General features: G+C 71.1%; 1 protein-coding gene and 1 pseudogene. Both read right to left on the bottom strand.

All coding sequences use genetic code 11. The features are described 5' to 3' along the window. On the bottom strand, nt 1-353 hold a 353-nt coding region (locus tag J5M73_RS32205), incomplete at its 3' end, for a LysM domain-containing protein (protein WP_207816908.1). After that, nucleotides 350-495: pseudogene (locus tag J5M73_RS32010) on the bottom strand (helix-turn-helix domain-containing protein); the annotation flags it as partial. The gene J5M73_RS32205 and the pseudogene J5M73_RS32010, both read right to left, overlap by 4 nt.

Genomic DNA, 495 nt, shown 5'->3' with positions numbered 1-495 from the left:
AACTGCGCGGAGCCGCGCCCCGCGCTCTCGACCGTGCCGTGCGCGGCGATCACCCGCGCCGACAGCCGCTCCTTGCGCAGCCGCGCGGCGGGCAGCTTCAGCACGACGCCCGGCTGCAGATGCTTCGGCACCGGCACGTCGTTCAGTTGCGCGACGAGCGGCCAGTCGTCCGTGCCTTGCAGATAGCGGGCCGAGACGTCGTACAGCGTGTCGCCGCTGCGCGTCGTGTAGTCGACGGTCGCCACCGACCGGTTCTTAGCCGACTGCGCGGCGGCGTGCTGCGCCGCGAGCGCCGTCGCTGCGGCACAGCATGCCGTCAGCACGTACTTCGTCACGAACCCGCGCGCGCTCACTCCGCGTCCCCCTGCATCACGCGCTCGAGGCGATAGCCGTAGCCGTAGATCGGCGCGAGGCGGTAGCCGTTCTCCGGGCGCAGGCCGAGCTTCGTGCGCAGCATCGAGATATGCGTGTCCATCGTGCGCGACGGAATGTCGG

It is taken from the genome of Pseudomonas sp. 50_B (assembly GCF_017491625.1).
Classification (GTDB): domain Bacteria; phylum Pseudomonadota; class Gammaproteobacteria; order Pseudomonadales; family Pseudomonadaceae; genus Aquipseudomonas; species Aquipseudomonas danubii.
The sequence above is the reverse complement of the archived record's forward strand: the minus strand, read 5'-3'. Positions and strand labels throughout refer to the sequence as shown.